Source organism: Thalassospira lucentensis MCCC 1A00383 = DSM 14000, assembly GCF_000421265.1.
Taxonomy (GTDB): Bacteria; Pseudomonadota; Alphaproteobacteria; order Rhodospirillales; family Thalassospiraceae; genus Thalassospira; species Thalassospira lucentensis.
In genome coordinates this window covers 545,824-570,449 of record NZ_ATWN01000001.1, presented here as the reverse complement: position 1 = coordinate 570,449, position 24,626 = coordinate 545,824, and the positions used below count along the sequence as shown (strand labels likewise).

The 24,626-nt window shown below is 53.6% G+C and carries 25 protein-coding genes; 14 read left to right on the top strand and 11 right to left on the bottom strand.

Annotation, left to right across the window (positions count from 1 at the left end):
- Positions 1–36 precede the first annotated feature (36 nt).
- Together ykgO and K355_RS0102740 are read right to left on the bottom strand one after the other, a co-directional pair.
- Positions 37–162, bottom strand: coding sequence for a type B 50S ribosomal protein L36 (gene ykgO / locus K355_RS25330; protein ID WP_007090004.1), 126 nt, complete (start codon positions 160–162; stop codon positions 37–39).
- Between the two features lie 148 nt (positions 163–310).
- Positions 311–1,342 carry a class I SAM-dependent methyltransferase gene (locus tag K355_RS0102740; RefSeq protein ID WP_028791253.1) on the bottom strand — a complete coding sequence of 344 codons (1,032 nt, stop codon included), beginning with the start codon at positions 1,340–1,342 and terminating at the stop codon, positions 311–313.
- 184 nt (positions 1,343–1,526) lie between these two features.
- On the opposite strand from K355_RS0102740, the gene K355_RS0102735 reads away from it, so the two are divergent.
- Positions 1,527–2,879, top strand: a complete 1,353-nt coding sequence (locus tag K355_RS0102735) for a DnaJ domain-containing protein (protein ID WP_022730581.1) — start codon at positions 1,527–1,529, stop codon at positions 2,877–2,879.
- A gap of 68 nt (positions 2,880–2,947) precedes the next feature.
- Here K355_RS0102735 and K355_RS0102730 read toward each other — a convergent pair whose 3' ends face one another.
- From K355_RS0102730 to K355_RS0102720, 3 genes are all read right to left on the bottom strand, one after another.
- A complete protein-coding gene (locus tag K355_RS0102730; RefSeq protein WP_022730580.1) occupies positions 2,948–4,408 on the bottom strand; it encodes an aminoacyl-histidine dipeptidase in 1,461 nt (486 codons plus the stop codon).
- A gap of 144 nt (positions 4,409–4,552) precedes the next feature.
- The gene (locus K355_RS0102725; protein WP_022730579.1) at positions 4,553–5,062 is read right to left on the bottom strand and encodes a GNAT family N-acetyltransferase; all 510 of its coding nucleotides are present in this window, start codon (positions 5,060–5,062) and stop codon (positions 4,553–4,555) included.
- A 104-nt stretch (positions 5,063–5,166) separates the two neighbouring features.
- A complete protein-coding gene (locus K355_RS0102720) occupies positions 5,167–6,798 on the bottom strand; it encodes a diguanylate cyclase (protein ID WP_022730578.1) in 1,632 nt (543 codons plus the stop codon).
- Between the two features lie 295 nt (positions 6,799–7,093).
- On the opposite strand from K355_RS0102720, the gene K355_RS0102715 reads away from it, so the two are divergent.
- Positions 7,094–7,720, top strand: a complete 627-nt coding sequence (locus K355_RS0102715; RefSeq protein WP_022730577.1) for an NUDIX domain-containing protein — start codon at positions 7,094–7,096, stop codon at positions 7,718–7,720.
- 136 nt (positions 7,721–7,856) lie between these two features.
- Positions 7,857–8,855: a cysteine synthase A gene (locus K355_RS0102710; protein ID WP_022730576.1), complete on the top strand. Its 999-nt coding sequence runs from the start codon at positions 7,857–7,859 to the stop codon at positions 8,853–8,855.
- Between the two features lie 108 nt (positions 8,856–8,963).
- On the opposite strand, the gene K355_RS0102705 is transcribed toward K355_RS0102710, so the two are convergent.
- Entirely contained in the window at positions 8,964–10,325 is a 1,362-nt protein-coding gene (locus tag K355_RS0102705; RefSeq protein ID WP_028791252.1) for an MFS transporter, read from the bottom strand.
- Between the two features lie 111 nt (positions 10,326–10,436).
- Between K355_RS0102705 and K355_RS0102700 the strand changes: the two genes are divergently transcribed.
- Positions 10,437–11,351, top strand: a complete 915-nt coding sequence (locus K355_RS0102700; RefSeq protein ID WP_022730575.1) for a LysR family transcriptional regulator — start codon at positions 10,437–10,439, stop codon at positions 11,349–11,351.
- Positions 11,352–11,361: 10 nt separating this feature from the next.
- On the opposite strand, the gene K355_RS0102695 is transcribed toward K355_RS0102700, so the two are convergent.
- The gene (locus tag K355_RS0102695) at positions 11,362–11,880 is read right to left on the bottom strand and encodes a P-loop nucleotide/nucleoside kinase family protein (RefSeq protein WP_022730574.1); all 519 of its coding nucleotides are present in this window, start codon (positions 11,878–11,880) and stop codon (positions 11,362–11,364) included.
- Between the two features lie 141 nt (positions 11,881–12,021).
- On the opposite strand from K355_RS0102695, the gene K355_RS0102690 reads away from it, so the two are divergent.
- The 3 genes from K355_RS0102690 to K355_RS25505 all read left to right on the top strand — a co-directional run bounded on the left by K355_RS0102690 (position 12,022) and on the right by K355_RS25505 (position 14,959).
- A complete protein-coding gene (locus tag K355_RS0102690; RefSeq protein ID WP_022730573.1) occupies positions 12,022–13,041 on the top strand; it encodes an LLM class flavin-dependent oxidoreductase in 1,020 nt (339 codons plus the stop codon).
- Positions 13,042–13,224: 183 nt separating this feature from the next.
- A complete protein-coding gene (locus K355_RS0102685) occupies positions 13,225–14,799 on the top strand; it encodes an L-lactate permease (RefSeq protein WP_022730572.1) in 1,575 nt (524 codons plus the stop codon).
- 1 nt (position 14,800) lies between these two features.
- Positions 14,801–14,959, top strand: coding sequence for a hypothetical protein (locus tag K355_RS25505; protein WP_022730571.1), 159 nt, complete (start codon positions 14,801–14,803; stop codon positions 14,957–14,959).
- A gap of 63 nt (positions 14,960–15,022) precedes the next feature.
- On the opposite strand, the gene K355_RS0102675 is transcribed toward K355_RS25505, so the two are convergent.
- Complete coding sequence (locus K355_RS0102675) at positions 15,023–15,655, bottom strand: LysE family translocator (protein WP_022730570.1); 633 nt, start codon at positions 15,653–15,655, stop codon at positions 15,023–15,025.
- 352 nt (positions 15,656–16,007) lie between these two features.
- Here K355_RS0102675 and K355_RS0102665 point away from each other — a divergent pair, with 352 nt between their 5' ends.
- Positions 16,008–17,645, top strand: a complete 1,638-nt coding sequence (locus K355_RS0102665; RefSeq protein WP_022730568.1) for an inverse autotransporter beta domain-containing protein — start codon at positions 16,008–16,010, stop codon at positions 17,643–17,645.
- 39 nt (positions 17,646–17,684) lie between these two features.
- Complete coding sequence (locus tag K355_RS0102660) at positions 17,685–18,881, top strand: PA0069 family radical SAM protein (protein WP_245562892.1); 1,197 nt, start codon at positions 17,685–17,687, stop codon at positions 18,879–18,881.
- A gap of 44 nt (positions 18,882–18,925) precedes the next feature.
- Here the strand turns inward: K355_RS0102660 and K355_RS0102655 are convergent, their stop codons facing one another.
- The 3 genes from K355_RS0102655 to K355_RS0102645 form a co-directional block, all read right to left on the bottom strand.
- Complete coding sequence (locus K355_RS0102655; RefSeq protein ID WP_022730566.1) at positions 18,926–19,204, bottom strand: S4 domain-containing protein; 279 nt, start codon at positions 19,202–19,204, stop codon at positions 18,926–18,928.
- A 307-nt stretch (positions 19,205–19,511) separates the two neighbouring features.
- On the bottom strand, positions 19,512–20,024 hold the full coding sequence (locus K355_RS0102650; RefSeq protein WP_022730565.1) for a hypothetical protein: 513 nt from the start codon (positions 20,022–20,024) through the stop codon (positions 19,512–19,514).
- Between the two features lie 89 nt (positions 20,025–20,113).
- Positions 20,114–20,839 (bottom strand): DUF4194 domain-containing protein, encoded by a 726-nt coding sequence (locus K355_RS0102645; RefSeq protein WP_022730564.1) that lies wholly within the window; start codon positions 20,837–20,839, stop codon positions 20,114–20,116.
- A 263-nt stretch (positions 20,840–21,102) separates the two neighbouring features.
- Between K355_RS0102645 and K355_RS0102640 the strand changes: the two genes are divergently transcribed.
- The 5 genes from K355_RS0102640 (at position 21,103) to rpmF (ending at position 24,393) form a co-directional block, all read left to right on the top strand.
- The gene (locus tag K355_RS0102640) at positions 21,103–21,813 is read left to right on the top strand and encodes an alanyl-tRNA editing protein (RefSeq protein ID WP_022730563.1); all 711 of its coding nucleotides are present in this window, start codon (positions 21,103–21,105) and stop codon (positions 21,811–21,813) included.
- A 141-nt stretch (positions 21,814–21,954) separates the two neighbouring features.
- Positions 21,955–22,818 carry a 3-mercaptopyruvate sulfurtransferase gene (sseA, locus tag K355_RS0102635; protein ID WP_022730562.1) on the top strand — a complete coding sequence of 288 codons (864 nt, stop codon included), beginning with the start codon at positions 21,955–21,957 and terminating at the stop codon, positions 22,816–22,818.
- Between the two features lie 128 nt (positions 22,819–22,946).
- Positions 22,947–23,489 carry a GNAT family N-acetyltransferase gene (locus K355_RS0102630; RefSeq protein ID WP_022730561.1) on the top strand — a complete coding sequence of 181 codons (543 nt, stop codon included), beginning with the start codon at positions 22,947–22,949 and terminating at the stop codon, positions 23,487–23,489.
- Complete coding sequence (locus K355_RS22940; protein ID WP_022730560.1) at positions 23,486–24,172, top strand: GNAT family N-acetyltransferase; 687 nt, start codon at positions 23,486–23,488, stop codon at positions 24,170–24,172. Before K355_RS0102630 ends, K355_RS22940 begins: the two co-directional genes overlap by 4 nt.
- A 41-nt stretch (positions 24,173–24,213) precedes the next feature.
- A complete protein-coding gene (gene rpmF, locus K355_RS0102620) occupies positions 24,214–24,393 on the top strand; it encodes a 50S ribosomal protein L32 (RefSeq protein WP_007090029.1) in 180 nt (59 codons plus the stop codon).
- Positions 24,394–24,626 lie beyond the last annotated feature (233 nt).

Below are 24,626 nucleotides of genomic sequence, written 5' to 3'. Positions count from 1 at the left end.
CGTTTTGTAAAACCTTTGCGGTCAAGATGCCGGGAATTAACCCTGACGCGCCTTGAAACGCGGGTTCTTTTTATTGATCACGTATACGCGGCCACGGCGGCGCACGATACGGCAGCCCTTTTCCCGCAGCTTAGCGGATTTCAATGAGTTCCGGATCTTCATAATCTTAAACCTTAGAAACTTGGCCCCTTCGAGGAAGCCGGAAAATAGAAGTAGGACTTGCCCCTGTCAACACCTAAAACAGGTTGCGGCGACAGAAATCGGGACAAATCCCTATAAAAGCGCCAGCAGCAATCTAAAACCTTACCGATCACCTGATCGTTGCGTAAAACCGATAAAAGGCTAGCGACCCATTTTCAAGCATTTTTACGCGATTCATCCACATTTCCATCTCAGAAACCATATAATCCATCACATCGGGGTCTAAACCGCTCTTTTGGATGTCCGACAACAAGGTCATCCACGCCATTTTTATATGAGCCAGATGCGTTTCCGACTCATCTTTGGCAATACGGATGTCAAATTTAAGTGCGCCTAATTTTTCTTTGTATTCCTGTGCCGTCCATGGAAACAGCTCCTCGCCTTCCAACTTGGCCCATTTTCCAAGCTCTGCCTCGTCGAGATCACGGGTCAGCACGTAATCGGTCAACAATATCTGTCCGTGGTCACGCAAGGTACCCGCAATCGCAGGAAGAAATGCGTCCTTTTCGGGGATTTTGAACAACTCCCCATAGGAATAGACAACGTTGAAATACGCTTTGCGCAATTCCGGGGCACGCGGATCAAACACCTGAACGGGAACTTTTTTCTGAACCCCAGCCTGAACTGAGCGTTCCATACCAAGGAGCGCCAATTCGCCGTCCTGCTCATACGCCGTGACCCAAACGCCAAGGCGGTCTGCCAGAATACGTGCCACCCCGCCAAGCTTCGCCCCAATTTCCAGACAACTTAACGTCTCATCAAGTGCCAGCGGCTTGGCCAGTTCAAGTGCGTATTCATGTCCCCCCGGGATCATGATCCCGTGATCAAACAATTTGTCGTACAGCCTGATGCGCTCAGGCGGCCAGCGCCCGATTTCGTCATCAAGGTCAAGTTCGCCCAGTTCCGGCTCGACAGGACGGGCAAGAAATACCCGCATTTTACGCAACCAATCGGCATAGGCATCTATTTCAAGCTGAAGCAGATAGTATTCAACCGGATCGTCATACCCTTCCCACTTGGCCCGCATGTGGATACCAAAGCTAAGATGATGACCCGGTGGCATCTGGAATTCGGACGCGTTGTCGTCTTCGGACAAATCGTCGTCATCATCGACATTGCGTTGCCAAAACTTCAGCTTCAATGTTGCTACCTGCTTGTTCCGGACGTGTTTAAACTTGATTCTTGCAAAATATGGCAATTCGTCAAAAGTGACAACGTGTTAAGATTTCAATCATATGATTGTGGCGTAAAAGCCATTGTCAAAATGGCCATCAAATAACTTTCCCATGCTGGGAACCCTTACAGGACAGGAATTTTCTTTCACCATGAATCAGGATCGCCTGAGCATATATTACCGCATCCTAAACGTTGCGCCTGGTGCCAGTGCGAAGGAAATCAAGCTTGCCTATCGCAAATTGGCGTTTGAATTCCATCCTGATCGCAACACTGACGCGGATTCGGAAGAAAAATTCAAAGACATTACCGAGGCCTATGAAATCCTGACCGGTGAACGCAAGGCTCCAGCGCAGGCCAGTAGCACTAAAAACGGCTCCGCAGGAGCTCAAACCAAATCATCGACTTCCTCGGCTTATGGCCCGGATGCTGCAGGCGCACGCAATGCCAACAAAACCCGTCAAGGGTTTGCCGGATCCGGCCGCAAAGAACAACAGGCCAACCCCGGGAAAGATGACAAGGTCGCCCGTGCCAATCAGGCCTACCGCGAACAGCAGGCCAAAGCTAGCGCGCGCAAAAGTAACATTCACCCAGGTGCACGCCGCCACAAAGCCAAAAGACCCGACAGCAACGCCGCAGGATTTATCCAGTGCGCGGTCACCGGCGTCGTATCGGCACAGCCACGTCTGGTCGAATTCAAAATCGTGCGTGGCTTTTTCAACTCTGTCCGCACAGAAGTCGTCTCAGCCTACCTTGCCCCCAAAGGGGCTCGGCGGATGGCGCTCAAAGCAAGTTTTAAGACATGGCTGCGGGGGTTCTGGGGCTGGCGCAGTTTTATCCCGGCATGGCGTGCGATCCTTGTCAACATGCGTGGCGGCACCTTCCCGGCCGAAGGCAATGCAAAGCTTCTTTTCACCCAAGCCACCGCCTTTGAAAAATCCGGTAACCGCCCACTGGCGCGCGCGGTCTTACTTCAGGCACGTGATTTCATCGGCACAAACCGTTCCGCCCTTGCCGAACAAATTCGCACTACCATTCGCCGCCTCGAAGATGGTCAACCCGCCAGACGGGTGCGCGATGAATGGCAACGGGTGGGCATGATGGCTGCCCTGCTCCATCTCAGTCCGGTTTTCGTCGTGATATTCGCCCTGCTGATCGCCTTTGGCCCCGGCCAAGGGTTCCTGACCCGTGATCTGCCGGCCATGATCGCTGAAAAAGGTAGTCAAATCACCCGCCAAGTTGAACAGATGATCGGTGAAGACCGCGATCCATATTATGTCGACCGTGATTTACTCAACATGCGCAACGGTGCGGGCGTGACCAACACGATCATTCGACGGCTGGCGCGGTTTGAAACGGTTTATATTTCAGGTGACAGCAAAGGCATCTGGGTTGAGATCGACACATCCATCGGTGAAACCGGCTTTGTCAATCTTGATGCACTTGTCCCGGGTAATGGGGCAGATGCGCGCGATACATGGTGCCGTAAAAATAGCTGCGACTGACCACCAAAGGCAGTCAGTCGCAGCAACAGACTTCTAATCTGCAGGTCTTTTCTCATTACAAAAGACGGTTAAGCCTTGGCCGGAATAGACTTCAATGCCGCCAAAAGATAATCCCAGAAACGGGTGACACTTGGTACATGCACACATTCGTCCGGGCTGTGCGCGCGTTTAATCGTTGGCCCGAATGATACCATATCCCAATGCGGATATTTCGATCCCAGAACCCCGCACTCAAGACCGGCATGGATCACGCGAATTTCCGGATCTTTGCCAAACATGTCGCGATGAACCGCCATCATCATTTTAACAGCTTCGCTATCCGCGTCCGGTTTCCAGCCGGGATAAGCATCACCCCATGTAATGGTTGCACCGATATTTTCAAAAACAGCGGTTGCGGCTTCGCGGATCGAATCGCGCGCCGAGTTGATTGAGCTTCGTGCCGACAGGGTCACATCGGCCTTGCCATTTGCCAGTTTAATGATCGCAAGATTGATCGAGGTTTCAACAACCCCTTCAACACTTGTGCTCATGGCCTGCACACCATTTGGCGCACCGACACAAGCATTGTTGAATTTTTGCGAGTCAGACGCGCTCATTGCGGTTGAAGGAAGATCAGTATCCTTGGCGGCAATGTTGAAGTTTGGCTCGATTGCGCCAATCTCGTCTTTCACGGCAGCACCAAAGGCTGCCAGTGTGGTGTTGAAAGCAGAAGCCTGATCAGCCGGCAAAACAACCGATGCAAAGGATTCACGTGGAATGGCATTGCGGGCCGTTCCGGCATTGATGGTGACAATCTGCGCACCAAGGTCGCGGATTGCGGTGCGCAGGAAACGCGCCATCAATTTGTTGGCATTGCCAAGACCAAGAATAATGTCGATGCCCGAATGACCGCCCTTAAGACCGGTCAGCGCGATATCACGGGCAACAAACCCGGCATTCACGGCAACGGGCGCATAATTAAAGGTCGCGACAAGATCGCCGCCGCCGGCACAGCCGACACACAGCTCATACTCGTCTTCGGTATCAAGGTTCAGCAGAATGTCGCCTTTAAGACGCCCCGGTTCAAGGTTCATCGCGCCGGTCAGGCCGCGTTCCTCGTCAACCGTAAACAGAAGTTCCAGCGGACCGTGCTCCAGACCATCTTCGGTCATAAAGCCCATCATGGCCGCGGCACCAATACCGTTGTCCGCACCAAGCGTGGTGTTGTCGGCCGTGATCCATTCGCCGTTCATCACCATGCGGATCGGGTCGGTATCAAAATTATGGCTCGAACCGGAATTGGCCTGCGTCACCATGTCGACATGGGCCTGTAAAATGACCATTTTACGGTCTTCATAGCCCGGCTTGGCGGGAACCGTAATGACAAGGTTGCTGCCGCTATCGCGGAAGTGTGCGAACCCTTTGGCATCGGCCATTTTTTCCAAAAGCTGCAACACAGCTTCTTCCTTGGTCGATGGACGCGGGGTATCGCAGAGTTTCTGGAAATTCTCCCAAATCGCGACCGGGGCAATTTTGCTGATCTCGTTCACGGCGGCGCTCTCCTGTTAAAGTCTTCGTTTGTGGGTTTTCGCGGGTTCGATCAGTTGATTACCTCATTCACGGCTGAATTTAAAGCGCATGTAAGGGTTTCTGCGCAATTTTGCCCTGCTTAGCACCATCGCAAAGTCCGCAAGTTATTCAATACCAACGATTTCACTGCGCCGTTGCAACACCATAACATCGCGCCACTGGCCTGCCATTGGCCCATAGTTCATCCGGCCCAAGCCACGCTTGCGCCCGACAATATCAAATCCGTGTTTTTGGTGAAGCGCGATGCTGGCTTGGTTTTCTGGAAAAATTCCGGCTTCCAACGACCAAAATCCATTCTGTTCACTCTGCGCGATCAGGGACGCCAGCAACATGTTGCCAATGCCCCGTCCCTGGCTGGCCGGGTCAACATAAACCGATATTTCGCCAACCCCTTGATAGACACATCGCCCGGAAACATCCGAAAGCCCCGCCCAGCCGCAAATATGTCCGTTCCCATCACAGGCAACCAATCGACAGACATCAAGATGCCCCTGATCCCAATCAGACCATGTACCTGCATTTTCCTGAAACGACGCATGCCCGGACTGTAATCCGCGGTGATAGACATCAACAACGGCGGCTCCATCGTCGGGTGTCATGGCGCGAATATTCATTGGGAGCTCTCCTGCTTCACATGGCTATGGCATGCAACAGAATAGGAGAAAATCGATTTTCGGGAAGTGTGAATTTAAGAACCGGGCATTAAACACTGCCGCCCCTAATCGTCTATCTCATCAAGCGTTTTGAACTTGATTTGATCACGACCGGCTTCTTTGGCTTCATACATGGCACGATCCGCAACCCGCATCGCATCGGCAAGTTCAACAAACTTTTGCCGTCCCTCACCGCCAACGGTTGCGCCGAAACTTGCCGTGATTTTTGCAACCGTACTGCCGTCCTTGTCGACGGCCACTTCGATTTCTCGGATCATGCTGGCCAAACGTTCTGCAATGCGTTTGGTTACCGCAGCTGTCGCCGAAGGCAACAGAACGGCAAACTCCTCGCCCCCCAAGCGCACGACAAGGTCATCATCACGCAATGCCTGGCGCAAAACCTGAGCAACTTTTTCAAGCAGACGGTCACCAACAGAATGGCCATAAGTATCGTTGGTCTGTTTAAAGTAATCGAGATCAAGAACAATCAAGCCAAACAGCCAGCTTTTATCTTTAAGATGCCGGATTTCACGCAGACGACTGACCGCACTTTCAAAGCCGCGCCGGTTAAGCGCACGGGTAAGTGGATCGGTCGATGCCAGCGTATCAAGGAACTCTTCTTTACGCTTGTGATCGGTAATGTCAGTGGCCGAAACCATCACACCACCGCCCTCCATCATATTCATACGAATATCGGCCATCCGCCCGGAAGGTGTTTGCATTTCATCAATCGTCGCGTGCCCATGCCCAACGGCCTTTAAGCGTTCATAACAATCGCGCAACGCCGTAATTTCAAATGATGGTTCGGCGTCTTCTGCCGTTCCGTCAGCGCCAAACAGGCGGGAAAATTCATAATTGTAATGAATGACATCAAGTTTGCTATCAAGCATGGCCACAGCCGACGGCACCATCCGGATGACTTCGGTGACGGCGGCCTCAAGTCCGGACTTGGCGCGCACCAATTCATCATGCATTTCGACTTCGTCACGGACATCATGTGCGGTCGTTAGAACCGCTGGCTTTCCGTCATGCCATAAAATACGCTCATCCGTCAGATCGCGCCAAACCGAAGTTCCGTTATCAAGAATATCTTCCACCCGATGACGGTCGCCCGTGCGGTCCCCACTCAGAATATCGGCAACATGCTTAATGGCTCTGGGTTGATTTTCCTTAGGAATAAAACGCAGCACATTGGGGTTTTCCATGAAACTGCTGGCATTTTCCGCCCCCATGAGGCGGGCAAAAGAATCGTTCACATAAAGTGCGGTCATATTGCGATGAACCATCACCCCGATGAAAGACCGGCCAAGCATGTGATCGACCTGCATGGCGGTTGTGCCATTATCAATCATCTGTGCGGTGGTCAGAACAGCACTACCATCTTCCCACTCAACGGTTTCATCGCTGATTTCCATCCACACAGGCGCCCCGTCAGCCCGAATGTTATAAACCTTCTTCCAGCCGTGAAAGCCAGTGCTGCTTTGATAGTTTTCGGAAAGTTTGGTGGCTTCATGGTGAAAACTGGGCGGGATGTACTGGCGCATGTCGGGTGCGGTCATGAAATCCTTGACGTCCCGACGGCCAAGCATCTTGGCATAGGCATCGTTGACGTACACGGCCTGAAGATCCTTGTGGACAACAACCCCTACGCGTGAACGCCCATACAGACGTGCGATCTCTGTTGGCTCGAACCGCATCAACGTCCTGCATCCCCCGGAATCCGGACCATTTCCTGCAGGGATCGATATGTGTCAATCACTGCGCCTAATTGGCCTCTTAGCCTACACTACATTAGCACTCATTAAAACAACCCGATACCCTGACCACCACTCAAACGCCTGCATCACCCTTAAATGTGATATCGCCTGAATAAACAAGAGTCTAGAGTTACCATACAAATGGATAATAAATACTTTAGGCTGAGCATTGCCTCCCAAACATCCTGCAAATATGCTCATCACATATGCCTAAACGAGGATGGAAACGGATTACATGCCCCCGAAAAACTACGAGATTATTGAACACAACCGTGGCTGGAACGGGTATTTCAAGCTTGATGTGTATCGCCTGCGCCATGACACCTTTGAGGGTGGCAAAAGTGCTGTTCTTGATCGTGAAGTGCTTGAGCGCGGACATGCGGTTGCCGTCCTGCCCTATGATCCGGTACGTGATGAAGTCGTTCTGATCGAGCAATTCCGGCCGGGTGCGATATCGGTTCAAAAAACCTATCCCGACATGCCACTGTGGCTAAATGAGATTGTCGCAGGCATCATAGAAGACGGTGAAAAACCGCAAGACGTTGCGCATCGCGAAACCTTGGAAGAATCCGGCTGCACCATCATTGGCGATCTGGAATATATATCGCGTTATTATGTCACACCAGGCTGCTCAAGCGAAACCGTCACCCTTTATTATGGTCGCGTGGACAGCACGAACATTGGTGGCATTCACGGTGTTGTTGACGAAGGCGAAGACATCCGCGTTTACAAAGTATCGGCCGAGGAATGCTTTGCCATGTTGCAAAATGGGCAACTCTGCAATGCAACAGCGACAATTGCAGTGCAGTGGCTTATGCTCAACCGTGAGCGCATCCGCAAGGAAACCGCCGCATTGCGCTAAGTTCATCGGATTTATACCCGAAGGATAAATAACACAAAATATACGTTATATATTTCAAACTGTCTTGACTTTTGTGTATAAAAGACCCAATCAACAGGTAATCACGTTTTAAACCTAACCACGTTGGGAGTCTGTCATGGACATACGCAATGGCACCATTGACGCCATTGGCCGCACCCCGCTTGTGAAGCTGAAAAAAGTTTCCGAGCTGACGGGCTGCACCATTCTGGGCAAGGCAGAATATGCCAATCCGGGCGGATCGGTGAAAGATCGCGCAGCCCTTGCCATCATTCGCGACGCAGAAGCACGTGACCTTTTAAAGCCGGGCGGCGTCATTGTCGAAGGAACGGCTGGCAACACTGGTATCGGTCTTGCTGTTGTTGGTAACGCGCTTGGTTATCGCACTGTCATCGTGATCCCCGAAACCCAAAGCCAGGAAAAGAAAGACCTCCTGCGGCTTCTGGGTGCGGATTTACGCGAAGTCCCGGCCGTGCCGTACCGCGATCAGAACAACTATGTTCATGTGTCGCGCCGTCTGGCCGAAGAATTGGCACAGTCTGAGCCCAATGGCGCGATCTGGGCCAACCAGTTCGACAATGTCGCCAACCGCCAGGGTCATATCGACACCACGGCACCAGAAATCTGGGAACAGACTGACGGCAAAGTTGATGGCTTTATCTGTGCTGTTGGCACCGGTGGTACGCTTGCTGGCGTGTCGCTGGCACTTAAAGAACGCAACAAAGACATCCAGATCGGTCTTGCCGATCCGATGGGAGCAGCCCTTTACAGTCACTATAAATTTGGCGAACTGAAATCCGAAGGAAGCTCGATCTCAGAAGGTATTGGTCAGGGGCGTATTACCGCCAACCTCGAAGGGGTTGAGATTGATCACCCGTTCCAGATTTCTGATGAAGAAATGCTGCCAATCGTCTTTGACCTTTTGAAAGAAGAAGGTCTGTGCATGGGCGGTTCCACCGGGATCAATATTGCAGGTGCCGTGCGCCTTGCCCGTGAACTCGGACCGGGCAAAACCATCGTCACCATTCTGTGTGACCTTGGCACGCGCTATCAAAGCAAGCTTTGGAACCCGGAATTCCTCAAAGAAAAAGGTCTGCCGAGCCCAAGCTGGCTCTAGGCCACGCCGAAAACAGCACTCGAAACAGCAAAACCCCCGACCAGAAATGGCCGGGGGTTTTGTTTTAGGTGCTGAGGTTCAGGAACATATGTGCCCCCTCACCCATGCCTACGCCGCCTCAACTAAATTACCCTGCGCGCGCCGGGCGGCCCGCATTGCCAACCGCCAAAGATACAGACCACATAACAGCGCACCAACCAGAAGCATTCCGGCAAATCCAGCCACCGCATTCCAGCCGCCATGCGCCCAGAACCAGCCACCAACCGACCCCATGATGCTTGATCCGAGATAATAAGCCAGCAAATACAGGGATGATGCGTGGCCCTTGGACGTCTCGGCAAGACGTCCGACCCAGCCGCTTGCAATCGAATGGGCAACAAAAAATCCACTGGTCAGAACAACAATGCCGCCAATCACACCAAGCAAGCTTTCCAGCATGGTCATCGCCACACCAACACCGGCCAAAAGAACCCCCACAACCAACACAGGCCCCCGACCAAGCTTGTCCGACAAAGCCCCGGCAATCGAGGACGTTACCGAACCACACAGATAGACAACAAAGATCAGGCCGATCTGACTTTGGCTCAGCCCATATGGCGCATCTGAAAGACGGAACCCAACATAGTTAAAGATCGTCACGAAACAGCCCATGGCAAACGCGCCGATCAGAAACACAAACGGCAATCCCGCATGGGTTAAATGCCCAGCCCAAGCCCGCAGATGATATCTGATCTGAAATCCCGGGCGCCGGACAAAGTTGCGCGATGCTGGCAACAAAACCGCAAATCCAAGGGCCGCGACAAGGCCAAGTGCCCCCATCGCCCCCAATGCGACATGCCAGCCAAAAAGATCGGTCAGGAACCCGATCACGACACGGCCACTCAGCCCGCCAATCGCAGTTCCGCTGATGTAAATCCCCATCGCCATGCCAAGGGCTTTCGGGTCTATTTCTTCGGCCAGATAGGCCATGGCAACCGCAGGCACCCCGCCCAGCATCAATCCTTCAAGGGCGCGCACCACCAAAAAGGCATGCCAGTCCGAAAGCAATGGCGCAATCAGGTTCAAAACCGACGCCACACACATCGATACAAGCATCAGTTTCTTGCGCCCTGTCGCCTCCGATACAGCACCGGCCAGCAAAATGGCAAAGGCCAGAAAACCAGTCGTCAAGGAAAGGGCGAGCGAACTTTCGGCTGGCCCCACCGCAAAATGGCGCGCAAGTTCGGGCAACAATGGCTGCACACAGTAAATCAGCGAAAAGGTCGCATAACCAGCCAGAAAAAGTGCGATGCTGATACGGCGAAACGCCGCTGAACCGGGTTTAATCCAGACCGGTTCAGTGGTCGTTTGGGCGTTGGTGGGCGCGAGTGGGTCATCAACACGTTGGGGCGACGTGCTTTTCTGTGATGCAGCGGCATCAGCATCGCGATCAGATGGTGCAGCCGGGGATTTTTCCCGATATGCAGGCATTTATGGCCTCGTTTGGAACTACTCGTGGAACGGTCCTTATGGTTGCACTTTGCCCGCCATCCGTCCAATATATGATACAGTAAATCTTGATATGTTTTGGATATATCAATCATGGAACTGCGTCATATCCGCTATTTTCTAGCCGTCGCCCGCGAAGGAAACTTTACCCGTGCGGCAGCCAAAATCGGCATTGGTCAGCCGCCACTCAGCCAGCAAATCCGTGATCTTGAAACCGAAATCGGAACACCGCTGTTTCACCGTGTCCCCCATGGTGCGGAACTGACCGAGGCAGGATCGGCCTTTTTGGACATCGTCGTACAGTTCCCCGATCTGGCTGAACGGGCCATTCGTGCGGCCCAGCGTGCCGGACGCGGCGAAGTCGGCTCCATTCGGGTTGGCTTTACCGCATCGGCGGCCTTCAGCCCGTCGGTCCCGCGCATTTTTCGCGATTTCCGCCGTGCCTTTCCCGGTGTTGAAATGACACTTGAAGAAGCCAACTCGGCACAGCTTGTCACCGGATTAAAGGACGAACGTCTTGATGCGGTTTTCTTGCGTCAGGATGCGGTAGCCGGTGACGGCATTCGCCTGCATGTGATTTCGGCCGAACCGATGGTGCTGGTCCTGCCCGCCGGGCATCCTGCGGCCCAGGGCGGCAAGGTTGCCTTGACGGAGCTGTGCGATGATGTCCTGATTCTGACCCCGCGTGCGGTTGGCCCAACCCATTTTGACAAGGTCGTCACCGCCTGTCGCGTGGCCGGGTTTGAGCCGCAACTGGGTCAATCCGCACCACAGCTTGGCTCGGTGATCAATTTCGTTGCCGCTGAACTTGGCTTTTCGCTTGTCCCCAAACCGATGACCCAGCTTCAGGCCAATGGGGTTGTCTACCGCGAAATAAAGGGCGACGTGCCAATCGCCGAACTGTCGCTGGCCTATCGCGGCAATGACATTTCAATCGCACTTCGCAATTTTGTCAGCCGTACGCTGGCCGCTCATCGCGATACAACACCTAGCGAAATTCAAAAATGACACTTTAAAATCAAAGCTTTGAATCTTGATCCTGAACAAATTCAACAAGTTTCCCTGCCGCTTCTTCGAGTGACATGCGTGCTGTATCAATCACCAGATCAGTCTGCTGCCATGGTTCGTACTCACGCGCGCAAACCTTCGCCCAGTCTGGCAGCTTATGGTTTTCGATGTCGCTGATCCGTGTTTCAACCCGTTGACGATGGGCCGCCTTGTCCGAGCAAATCAACTCAATCTGAACATATCGCACTTTGGCACGTTCAGCAGCACACCGCCATTCAGAACGGCTTATTTCAATCGGATTGACAGCATCGCCAATCACCGTGTGGCCCAGCCGCAAGTTATCCGTCGCAAGCCGGTTTGCCACCATATAGCCAACCGGACCTATATCGTCATCTGATGGCACATTGGCATCAAGAACCGCCTGTTCGATTGTATCAATCCGCAAATGAATTGCCCCAAGGGCACGCGCGGCAATTCGCGCCACAGACGTTTTGCCGACACCGGGTAAACCACCAAGAATGATCAACATTTCCGATCTCTTTTGTTCTGTTCCATCATGTTCATTGTCTCTTGGTACTGGCGAGGTTGCGATTTCAGGCTAGATTAACATCAACGTCGAAATCAGGCGCGCCCCCATCTAACGGCTTGCGCCAAACTGAAAGTCTGTCGAATGGTACGATATTCTCTCCTTGATCTATGCCCGGTCAATGCCGGTGAGCATCCCAGTGATGCATTGCGTAATACGCTCACACTTGCCCAGCATGCCGAAAAACTCGGCTATCACCGATATTGGCTGGCCGAACATCACAACATGCCCGGCATTGCCAGTGCGGCAACGTCGGTCGTGATCGCCCATGTGGCAGCGGGCACGAAAACCATTCGCGTTGGATCGGGCGGCGTAATGTTGCCAAACCATGCGCCGCTTGTGATTGCCGAACAATTCGGCACGCTTGACGCATTATACCCTGGGCGCATTGACCTTGGCATCGGGCGCGCACCGGGAACCGACCAACGGACCGCCGCAGCCCTTCGCCGTGATATGCACGGGTCCGAAGACCGATTTATTCAGGACGTGCTTCAGGTTCAGGCATTTCTGGCCCCGCTTGAAGGCAACCCGCCGATCCGCGCAGTTCCGGGTTATGGATCGCAAGTCCCGATGTGGCTTTTGGGCAGCAGCCTGTTTTCAGCTGATTTGGCAGCACGCCTTGGCCTGCCGTTTGCCTTTGCATCGCATTTTGCCCCGGACATGCTGATGGATGCGCTGTCGCTTTATCGTCACCGGTTTGAACCAAGCGACCAGCTCGATAAACCCTATGCGGTTGCCGCGATGGGTTTCTTTGCCGCAGATAGTGACGAAGAAGGTGAATATCTTGCGACCTCGATGCAGCAACAGTTCCTGAACTTGCGCCGCGGTACACCGGGTCAACTTCCCAAGCCGGTTAAGGATATGGGTACTGTCTGGAACCGGGTCGAAAAGGCCGGGGTTGATCACGCCATGCGCTATGCCGCCATCGGCGGACGTGACACCGTGCGCAAAAAACTGCGCGAATTCATTTATATGACTAATGTCGATGAAGTCATGGTTACAGCCAATATTTATGATCAGGAAGCCCGCCTGAAATCGTTTGATATTGCCGCCGACCTGCTCAATGAGCTCGGCGCAGAAAAAACCAAACAAGACTGCGCCTGACGCACCAAATAATCGATCAGAAAATGCGAATACCGGGTGCTTCCTGAACCCGGTATTTTCATTTCATCATACGAAATACAATTCATCACAGCTTGCACTTATATCCGTGCTCGGACACTATGCGCGCACCGTCGCAATCGTGACGACAATACCCTTGTTTCAAAAGGTTATGGTGCGCTCCCTATGACTGAGTTTCTGCTGGCGGCAACGCCGATTGCGACGATCCTTTTTTTAATGATCAAGGCCAATTGGGGGGCTGCGCGTGCCGGTGCTGCGGCATGGTTTGTCACAGCCCTGATTGCCGTTTTCTATTTCGGCGCCCCAACCGACATGCTGATCATTGCCCAGGCCAAGGGCGTGATGCTGGCCCTATATATCCTTTATATCGTCTGGGCAGCCTTGATCCTATATTTCGCCGCCGACGAAGCAGGCGCGATTAAGACCATTGGCCGTGCAATCCGGTCGCTAACCGATGACCGCCCACTTCAATTGCTGATCCTTGGTTATGTGTTTGCCAGTTTCCTGCAAGGGGTTGCGGGCTTTGGCGTGCCAATTGCCGTGGTCGCACCGCTTTTGCTTGGCATGGGGTTTTCGCCGGTTCTGGCTGTTGCCGCCCCGATGATCGGGCACAGTTGGTCGGTGCTGTTTGGCAATATGGCGACCTCATTCGAAGCCCTTATTGGTGTGACGGGCATTCCCGGAACCGAGCTTACCCATGACGCCGCCATTCTTTTGGGGCTGTCGGGGATGATGTGTGGTGCTGCTGTTTTGTGGCTTGATGGCGGTTTTCGCACCATTCGCCGCCGGATCGTTCCACTAGTCCTGATTTCGGGCACAATGGGAATTGCGCAATATGCCATGGCCAATTACGGCGTCTGGACGCTGGGAGGCTTGACCGCCGGGATTGCCGGGCTTGCAATGTCGATCCTTGTCACCCGGTTCTGGAAACCTCATCCCGATGATATCGCCGAACAGGTCGAAGATGACCATCAACACATGCCGCTTCTTGAAGCGCTGACACCCTATCTGGTGTTCATTGTGCTGGTCGGTTGTGCGACTTTTATCCCGGCGGTCGAGGCGTTCCTTGGCCACATCCGCTTTACCCTTGATTTCCCGGCCACCAGCACATCCCTTGGCTGGCTGATCAACCCGGAAAGCGCCAAGGCAATTGCCATTTTCGGCCATCCGGGGGCGTTACTTCTTTATACGTCTGCCATCAGCTTCGCCTTCTTTAAAATGCGCGGTCACTATGATGACGGCATTGGCAAACGTATCTGGCAACGTACCCTTAAAAGTGGCCTTCCGACCAGCATCGGCATGGTTCCGGTGATTGGGCTTGCGATCATTATGGACCATGCAGGCATGACCTATGCCTTGGCCGAGGGCGGTGCAGCCCTGTTTTCCGGGGCCTTTTCGGTCGCCTACCCTGTGATTTCACCAGCCATCGGTGCGCTGGGTGCGTTTATGACCGGCAGTACGAACAATTCCAACGTTGTCTTTGGCATGTTCCAGCGTCACACCGCCGAACTTGCCGGCATTTCCACATCACTTGTGTTGGGTGCACAGGCGGCTGGCGCGTCGCTTGGCAGCATGCTGGCCCCACCCAAAATCCTTGTTGGCTGCTCAACCGTCGGCCTGTCGGGCAAGGAGGGCCCGGTCTTGTCGGTTGTGTTAAAAACCGGTGTCATCCTGACATTGCTGTGCGGAGTGATGGCGCTGGGCATGTTGCTGATTTCGATGCACGCAGGGGGTATTTGACATGAAAAACATGCTGTTCAATCCGGTCTTTTTGTTTCTGGCATCCCTGATCCTGCCGGTCGCCGCATTTGAAGCGGTGATCGCTCAAAGCACCACAGCAGCCAACATCCTGCTTGGACTGTTTGCGGTCATCATGGTGTTGATCGTTCTGCGTAAATAGAAACCCGCCGGGATATCATCCCGACGGGCACGGGCACGACCGGTCATCCGAATTAAAATGTGTTTAGGGCCGGAACGTTGCCAGCTTAACGCCAAAGGCAATGAAAACCGCCCCGGTGGTTGCCTTTAACACCCGCTGAAAACGCCCGCTTCCGGCATAGCGTGTCAGGCGCGCCAACAGCATAATCATCGCCCCGAACCAAACCGCGTTGATCATGGCATGCACGCATACCAGCATGAAGGCCGATCCAATGGCGCCCTCGCCGACCGGAATGAACTGCGGAAACGCCGCCAGATAGAAAATCGACACTTTCGGGTTGAGCGCGTTGGTCAAAAAACCTTCGCCATAGGCCGTAATCAAGGTCCGGCGACGCTTTGCCGGTGATACGTCCGTTACCTTGGCAACACCGCGCCACGCATCACGCAATGCCTTAAACCCAACCCAGCACAAATAGGCCGCACCCAGCAGTTTGACGATCATAAACGCCTGTGCCGATTGCACCAGAATGACTGAGATCCCCAGGATCGACAGCGCACCATGCAGGTAAAAGGCGGTAACGAAACCAGCCACATTGGCAACCCCGGCCGCCCGACCAGATGTCGGGACGGTGCGCGCAATCAACACCCCATTCGGGCCGGGTGACATCACCAAAAGCGACGTCACAAGCGCAAAACTAAAAAACTGGGTCCAATCCATGGGGCACTCCTTTGAGGCTGGCAGGCACCTTAAGAAGAAGCACCTTTCCCAAAACTATAAATCTATTTCCCTCCCCGACAAGCAGGTAATTGTCACCATGACATTTACCATCAACGCCAAACACCACATCCAAAACGCGTTGGCGGAAAATGATAACTCTTGCGAAAATGATAAAGAATATCTGTGGTTCACGCGGGTCTTTGTCGGTAACTTTACCGCAAGAAAACAGAGACATGACAAACAGTCATGCATGAGCGGGACACTGTAATTCCCACGTATTTATACCCCTGATGTATCTCGGTGCTGCGGCATATTGCTGCTGCGCAATGATGCCTGCTGACCTGATTTTGAGATGTACATAAAAAATATCACCCTGATTGGATTGTTGTTTAGCTCGACGATTTTGGCTGCCTCTGGCGCCCATGCACAAACACAGGAAGAACCCGAAAAATGGGGCCCGCATATCGATCTTGAAGGCAAGGCCGGGACGGATCGAAACCTTGGCGAAACGGATCTGTTCATCCCACTTTGGCAAGATGACGACACGCTAAGTTTTGGCAGCATCCGCGCACGCATGGATGACAACAACAGCCATGAGGGCAACTTTGGCCTTGGCATCCGTCAGATGCTTGATACGGGATGGAATATTGGCGGTTACGGGTATTTTGACCGCCGCCACAGCCCGTATGGCAATAAATTCAATCAGGTCACCATCGGGGTCGAGGCCCTGTCTATGAATTGGGACTTTCGTGCCAATGGCTATGTTCCGATCGGCACCACAAGTTATATGGAAGACAGTCTGAGTACCGTTGATTTTTCCGGCGCGTCGATCATGTACACACAAGGCGAAGAACGCGCCCTTCGCGGGTTTGACGCAGAAATCGGCTGGCGCGTTCCGCTGTTTGACGCCGATGCCGGACAACAGCTCCGCGCCTATGCTGGTGGGTATCGGTTCACAGAAAAAAGCGCCGATACGGTGCAAGGCCCGCGTGGGCGACTTGACCTGACGTTTGATGAGGTCCCGTTTCTGTGGGAAGGATCGCGCTTTTCACTCGGCGCTGAAATTCAGCATGACGATCCGCGTGGCACACAGGGCTTTGCCAGTTTCCGGTTGCGCATTCCATTACAGGCATTTGGTGACAGTCCAAAACCACGCCTGACCGCGATGGAACGGCGGATGACCGACCCGATCATCCGTGACATTGATATCGTCAGTCAGGCCGGGCAATTCACCAAGGCAGAGGAAATCACCAGCACGACCGACGGTAACGCCATTACGCTTGTCAGCAGCGCAACAACGTCAAGCACCGACCTTGCCAACACCATATCAACCGCCGGTGCCAATTCGACCGTGGTCCTTAACGGCAGCTTTACCAATGTCAACAACCGCCTTGATGTGCAGGATGGCCAAACCATCATGGGAACGGGCAATCTTGATGTTAAAACACCTTCCGGTCGCACTGTGACCATCACCACACCGGGCGCCAGCCTAAGCGGCGATGGCGCCCCTCCGGTCGGCTTCGGCACGCCGCACCATATTTTCAATATGGCCGCCAACAGTCGCCTTGTTGGCGTTACTGTTACTGTTTCAGGCCCCGCAACAGAGGCGGTCACAGCGGTGCGGATTGACGGCGTGGATAACGTTGAAATTATCAACAGCACCTTGACCACCACCGCAACGGACAACACGGTCTTTGGCATACAGGTTCTGGGGAACGCACAAAATACCGTCATTCGCAGCAACACGATCACAACCAGCAGCAATCGTGACTTTGCCTACGCCCTCTCAGCAGTCGGATCAGACAACCTCGTATTCGAGAATAATACGCTCAATGTCAGCGGGGCGACAAACAACCACCTGATATTCTTTAACAGTAACAATACAAATCTCTCCGGCTCCGGGAACAGCGGCAATTTAAGCACATGCAGTGTTGGCGGTGGGACAAATACCGGCTCAATCAGTTTCACAAATGGCACAACATGCCCCTGACATGAAGATGCCCGTAAACTTGATCATGGTGCTTTTCGCTTGAATGTTCCTATTTTGTTCTTTAGTGTTTTCCATATGCGAAACACCATCGAACCATCATCGGACGTCATAACAACAGCCCTTCCCGGCGAAGGTTGGTATGACCCGAATTCCAATCCGGACCTTCTTCCAGCGCGTAGCCAAAAAGGACGCGGCGCTGTGTCAAATATCGATGGCCGGTTTGAACGTCATGTCCATCAATCGGTTGATGACGGCTGGATCAACCAGTTGCTTGATGACGAACCGCCACGCATCAAAACCACCCTTGGCATTGACAGCGCGCGCAGTGTCATTACCCGTAATCAAAGCCCCGATGTCCCGTTTGATCGTTCAATTAATCCGTATCGAGGGTGTGAGCATGGCTGTGTGTATTGCTTTGCACGGCCGACCCATGCCTATCTGGGGCTATCGCCGGGGCTTGATTTTGAAACCAAGCTGTTCTGGAAACCTGAGGCGCCCGCTCTTTTGCGCAAACAACTTTCGGCACGCAGCTATTCCCCTGCCCCGCTTGTGATTGGCACCAGCACCGATCCATATCAGCCCGTCGACCGGGACAAGCAACTGACCCGATCGATCATAGGTGTGCTCAGCGATTGCCAGCATCCCTTTTCGATCATCACCAAAAGCGCGCTTGTCACCCGCGACATTGACCTCATCGCCCCCATGGCCGCCCAAAACCGGGCATCGGTTGCCGTATCGGTCACAAGCCTTGATCACAGGCTGTCGAACCTGCTTGAGCCCCGCGCGTCCGCCCCGCACCGTCGCCTTGATGCCATCCGCAAATTATCCGATGCGGACATTCCGGTCACGGTTCTGTGCGCGCCGATTATTCCCGGCCTCAATGACATGGAAATCGAAAATCTGGTCGCCGCCGTTCATGACGCCGGGGCAACATCGGTATCACATATCGTCATTCGCCTGCCGCTTGAAATTGCCGATCTGTTTGAAGAATGGCTCGAAGCCAATTACCCCAATCGTAAAGCCAAAGTCATGTCCCTGATCCGCCAGATGCGCGACGGTGAACGCTATCAATCCGAATTTGGCACCCGCATGCGCGGCACCGGCCCGATTGCCGATTTGATCGCTACCCGGTTTAAGGCCGCGCGCAAGAAACACGGCCTGATCGGACGGTCGCTTGATCTTGATTGTAGCGGGTTTAAACGGCCCAGCGCGGATGGGCAGATGTCGCTGTTCTAGGCGCACCCACGCCCCAACATCCACCCGGCACATGCCCAAAGTGCTCAGCCCACCCGCCGAATTGTTGTGTGCTTGCCCGCACCAACCGAAAGCCGCAGAATTTCACCATCATCAAAGGCGTAATTCAGCACATGATGATGAGGATCAGTGATTTTCTTTTCTTCTATCCATACAGTCCCACTCGTAACAAGGTCTTGGGCTTCGGTGCTTGTTTTGGCAAATCCCGCCATCAGGATAAGGGATACGACTTCAATCCCATCTTTGAGGGCTTGTGGTGCGAATTCAAGTGCCGGGGTACGGTCAGTAACGGAGATATGGGTCATTTCGGTTTTCCTTCGTGGTGCGACCACCTAGGGCAAACCGGGGATGAAAAACAAAAGGCTGCCCTGTGGCAGCCTGTTTTCATTTGATCAGATACAAATCAACACGCGCCGCACTTATGTGTACGACGTAAAATAGGCGTTGAAATGAATGATCGCGTTTTCCATACCAAAATTAGTAAGGCTGAAAACAGGGATGGTCAAGCGTCTTTTGTAACAGGACATGCTGTGACCACATGCATGAAAAAACCCGCCGGACGAACCTGACGGGTGAAATCACTTAAGCGGGCGATGAAATCGTCAGCAGATATCAGCTGACAACACGGTACCGCGCATGGGGGGCCGGATCAGCAATGATTGCAGGATCAAACCCGGCATCGTTAACCGCCGATGCGATGTCCGCATCACCAAGCGCAACAGTACCGTTTTCCGACAACGCCATCGCGCGTGCACTTTCAAAGAACCGCAACCCGCGCTTTTCCATAACATACAGGGTTTCACCACCCCATTGCCCGGTCCAGACAAGGCCCGACAGGCCATCCATTTCCTGTTCGATCCGGGTCGGTGAAATCGGCATGCCCAAACAGGTGGTCAAAAGGAAGGAAAGTTCGGCGGCAGTCACCCCGTCTTCGCAGCATTCCTCGGCCAAAACAGACATCACCGCCATGGTCACAACCCGAAGCGATACCTTACTGGTTTCAAGCCCCGGGAAACGGTTTTGCTGCAACTCGACAATGTCATTAGCAATACGATCAACATCACCCCGGATGACATAACGACCGCGCCACACCCGACAACTGGTTCTAACTTCCCATTCACGCATTTTTTGGTCCTGCCCGCTTTTATTGTCCCTGTCAAAAACGATACATCAACCATACATTCCGTCAACATATTTCTCGACAAATTGTACTATTAATTACATTCCGCGCGAAACCACTGATAGCCAACCCTGGAAACGACAAATCCATCATCGTTTTCAATCGGATCAAGATACCCACGTGACAGCACAGCATGGAAATCACGGCTGAAGTTTCGTGGCATACGCAGATGATCCTGTCGACGCAGCACCCGGCGAATGTCATCGCGGGTCACCATGTTGCGCCCATCACGGTAATGCAGCCAGATCGCCGCAATCAGAATGGTTTCTGCATATCCACGCGGCTGAAGACGTGCGATCAAATCCCCAAGAGATCCGACAAAACGGGTCAGGAAACTGCCCGGATCCATCGCCCCATCCCACGCGACCGAACCACCGTCAAATGCATGGGGAACTTTATCCGCTAAAGCTGGATCAACAATGGTGTCATCGTTACGCGACATTTGCGTATCGGCCCCGGACATATCCAAAGAGGCATCAGTCCCCCCCTCAAAAGGCTGGCTCCCAGAAGGTTGGGCCTCAGAGTTCTGGATCGGATAATCTGATGGTCGCAGCGAAGTCTGCGCGGCAGACCGCGAAGGCCGAACAACAGGCGCCATGCGCGCCGCAGTTGTCGCGCCCGGAACATTGGATGCCGAGACAGGCTGCCCAAACAAGGCCGCCATCACCACAGGCAAGCGCGCAGGCGGGATCGCACATTCGAGATCCACCGGCCCGAAGTCCCCTTCGCCCGTCAATTTAACGTGAATAAGTGCCGCCAAGGTTGGTGATACTCCTGATTTACGCCACCGGGATACCATACATTATGTATAACTACAAACATCATTTTTCATTTTATGTAAATAATTATACATATCTAATAAATAGATGGCGTACACATTTCCCCTCGACAACCTGCCCCACCCCACCGCACGATGAATTCAACTAAAAGAACGCATCCAAGATTTCCCAGTACGAGACCTGAGTACGCGGCCCCAGCACGCGCCCATCGCCACCAATACACCCAAGGGAGAATATCCGAAAAATGACCCGCCTTTTGTTTCGTGAAGATGCCTATGCCAAAACCTGCACCGCGACCGTAACGGGAATTTCTGACCGCGGCGTCGCCCTTGATCAGACCGTATTTTACGCAACATCCGGCGGACAGGCCGGCGACATTGGCGCGCTTAAAACCACATCAGGCGCAAGCCTTCCGGTCGCCACAACGGTCAAGGACCGCGAAACCGGCACCCTTTTGCACATCATCGCCGACGGCCATGACCTCCCAGCCATTGGCGACAGTGTCGAAGCTGAACTTGACTGGGACAACAGACATCGTCTGATGCGTTATCACACGTCCCTGCATTTACTCTGTGCGGTGATCGAGGGGGATGTGACCGGCGGCAACATCGCCGCCCACAAGGCACGGCTTGATTTCAATCTGCCTGATGCGGTGCTTGATAAAGACGACATCACTGCAAAGCTCAATGAGCTGATCGCGCGCAACGCGGATGTCTATGACGGTGAAATCAGCATCGCAGAACTGAAAGCCAACCCGGAACTGGTCCGCACCATGTCGGTTCAGCCGCCGATGGATGGTCATTCGATCCGCACCGTCACCATCGAAGGCATTGATTTTCAGCCCTGCGGCGGCACGCACGTTAAAAACACGTCGGAAATTGGCCGCGTTATTATTTCAAAGATCGAGAAAAAAGGCCGTCAGAACCGGCGCATTAATCTTGTTTTTGAGGAATAAGACACAACCGATTTCAGGCCGGATATTGCCAGCGCGGTATGGGCCCGTTACAAATTCACCTACAGGATCACTTTAAAAACAATTGATCCCCGGACCAACGGGGGTCACGCAATACCCACCATTGCCAATCGGAGCTTGTCCATGAACAATCCACTTTCCGATGCCCTGGTTTCCACCCAGTGGCTTGCGGATCACATCGACGCGCCGGACGTGCGCGTCGTTGACGCCAGCTATTACATGCCCGCCCAGAACAAAAATGCGCGCGACCTTTATAATGCGCAGCACATTCCCGGTGCGGTTTTCTTTGATATTGACGACATCGCCGCTGACGACAGCGCACCCCTACCCCATATGATGCCAGACGCCATCAAGTTTTCCGCCAAGGTCCGCAAACTTGGCCTTGGCGATGGGGTACGCATTGTGGTGTATGCTCAGACCGGTGCCGCCATGGCCGCATGTCGGACGTGGTGGATGCTACGCCACTTTGGCCATCAGGACGTTGTCGTTCTGGATGGCGGCCTGCCCAAATGGCTTGCCGAAGGTCATCCGGTGACCGATGCGATCACCCCGCCGCGCGAACGTCACTTTACCGCGCGCGCCAACAGTTTCTTGCTGCGCGAATATGATCAGGTGCTTTCAAACGTCACCAGCAAGCGCGAACAGATTGTCGATGCTCGTGCGGGCGAACGCTTCCGGGGTGAGGTCGACGATCCTTGGGGGAAATCAGGTCATATGCCCGGCGCGTTTAACCTGCCCTTTGATCAGCTACTGAACACAGACGGCACCTTTAAGGATGCAGACGAAATCAGTGCTGCATTTAAAGATGCCGGTATCGTTCTTGATCGCCCTGTCGTCGCAACTTGCGGATCAGGCGTCACTGCCTGCGTGCTTGCAATGGGTGCTTACATCGCCGGTCACAAGCAAGTCGCCGTCTTTGACGGATCATGGGCACAATGGGCCACCACCGAAGACAGCCCGGTCACAACCGGCCCGTCACAAGGCTAGGCTCCATAAAGCAACAACATGAATTGCGGGCCGTTTCGCATGCATATGCCAATCTGTTAGACTGTCCCGCAATCATCGGCCCTGCATGATTGATCGTTCTAAAGATATAGATACCGACTGGAATAAAAATGCCCGACCCGACGTCTTATCGCCCGAAACCGATCCCAGCCGCAAATGCGGCCACCTCGGCGGGCGCAGATGACGGGACGGGCATTTTGCTTGAACAACTTAAAACCCCGTCGGATGACGATGTTGCGGCCATAACGCACCTTTGGATCGCCACCGGCCTGATCCCGGCAATCCGAGATGCCCGCAAAGACATCGAAAATTGCGTCAATGCCAATCACGGCAGCCTGATCGTTGCCCGCCTGCCATCAGACCGCCAAATCATCGCCACCATGATGACCGGCCATGATGAGATATTTGGCTGGATTCATTATCTGGCGATTGCCGAATTCGTCCAAAGCCTTGGCCTTGGTCGTCAACTGGTGGAGCTGGCCGAAGACATCCTGCGTGTGTCCAATCTTGCTGAAGTTCGGGCCACAATTGAAACGCCTGAGATTGCTGACTTTTATGCCAAACTGGGCTATGAACCGATTACTGATGCCCCACAGACAAAGGCGCATGACGTTTTTCGAACAACCCTCATGTGCAAGAGGTTATCCCCATGAGCCCATCCAATCCGCGCAAGCTTGACGTTGTTGTCAGCTTCCTTGAAATGCCCGCACCGCCCGAACGGGCACCCGCCACCATCCCACCGGGAAAGGTCGCCATTGTGCGGGCCGAAAACCTGACACTGTCTTTTTACCGCTACTTATATGATACGGTTGGCGAACCGTGGTTGTGGTGGCAGCGCCGTTTGATGAGCGACGACGAACTCGGCCCGATTCTGGCCCTGCCTGAAACACATGTGTATGTTTTGTATGTTGCCGGTGTTCCGGCGGGCTTTGCCGAACTTGATCTGGGCGACCTTGAAGAAAACGGCGTGATCGACCTGCATTACATGGGCTTGATCCCCGATTTCATCGGCAAGGGCTATGGCAAATACCTTTTGAACTGGGCAATTGACACCGCCTGGGGCCTTAAGCCGCGCCGCCTTACGGTAAATACCTGCACTTTGGATCATCCAAGCGCATTGGGGGCTTACCAAAAGGCTGGCTTTGTTGTATACGACCAGCGAACAGATATTGTTGACGATCCTCGCGATGTCGGGCTGATCCCGCCAATTGATCACCATGTTGATCATGCTGGCAATCAGGACGGCGAAGCGCCCGACAGCGGAAGTGCCACAGAAAATGCAGATAATGCAAATTCTGACATTTTGATCGTTGACTTTCCCGAGCGCGCACGGTAACAAGCGCGCCTGAGTTTACCCAAGCCAGAGGATGATGACCCATGGCAGTGCCAAAGAAAAAAGTGACCAAGTCCCGTCAGGGCATGCGTCGCTCGCATGACAAGCTCGCCAAGGGCTCGTACCGCGAAGACAAAGAAACCGGCGAACTGCATCGCCCGCACCACATTGATCCGAACACCGGTATGTACCGTGGTCGTCAAGTGGTCGAGCCTAAGATGTAATTCCGCTCCAAAGGGCTTTTGCTCTTTGGCGGTTTGCGACGCTACAAAATTCCGCGCCATCCGTTTTTCGGATGGCGTCTGGTTTAAAAAGGGATGGAGCCCAACGGTTCCATCCCTTTTTATTTGTCTGATGATTTAGGTGTGCAGCGGTAACCCTTTAAAAATCATAACAAAACGGGTGGCACAGCCCCTTGTCCGCCCGCACATTCTTGTCGACCGCCCGCGCACCCAAA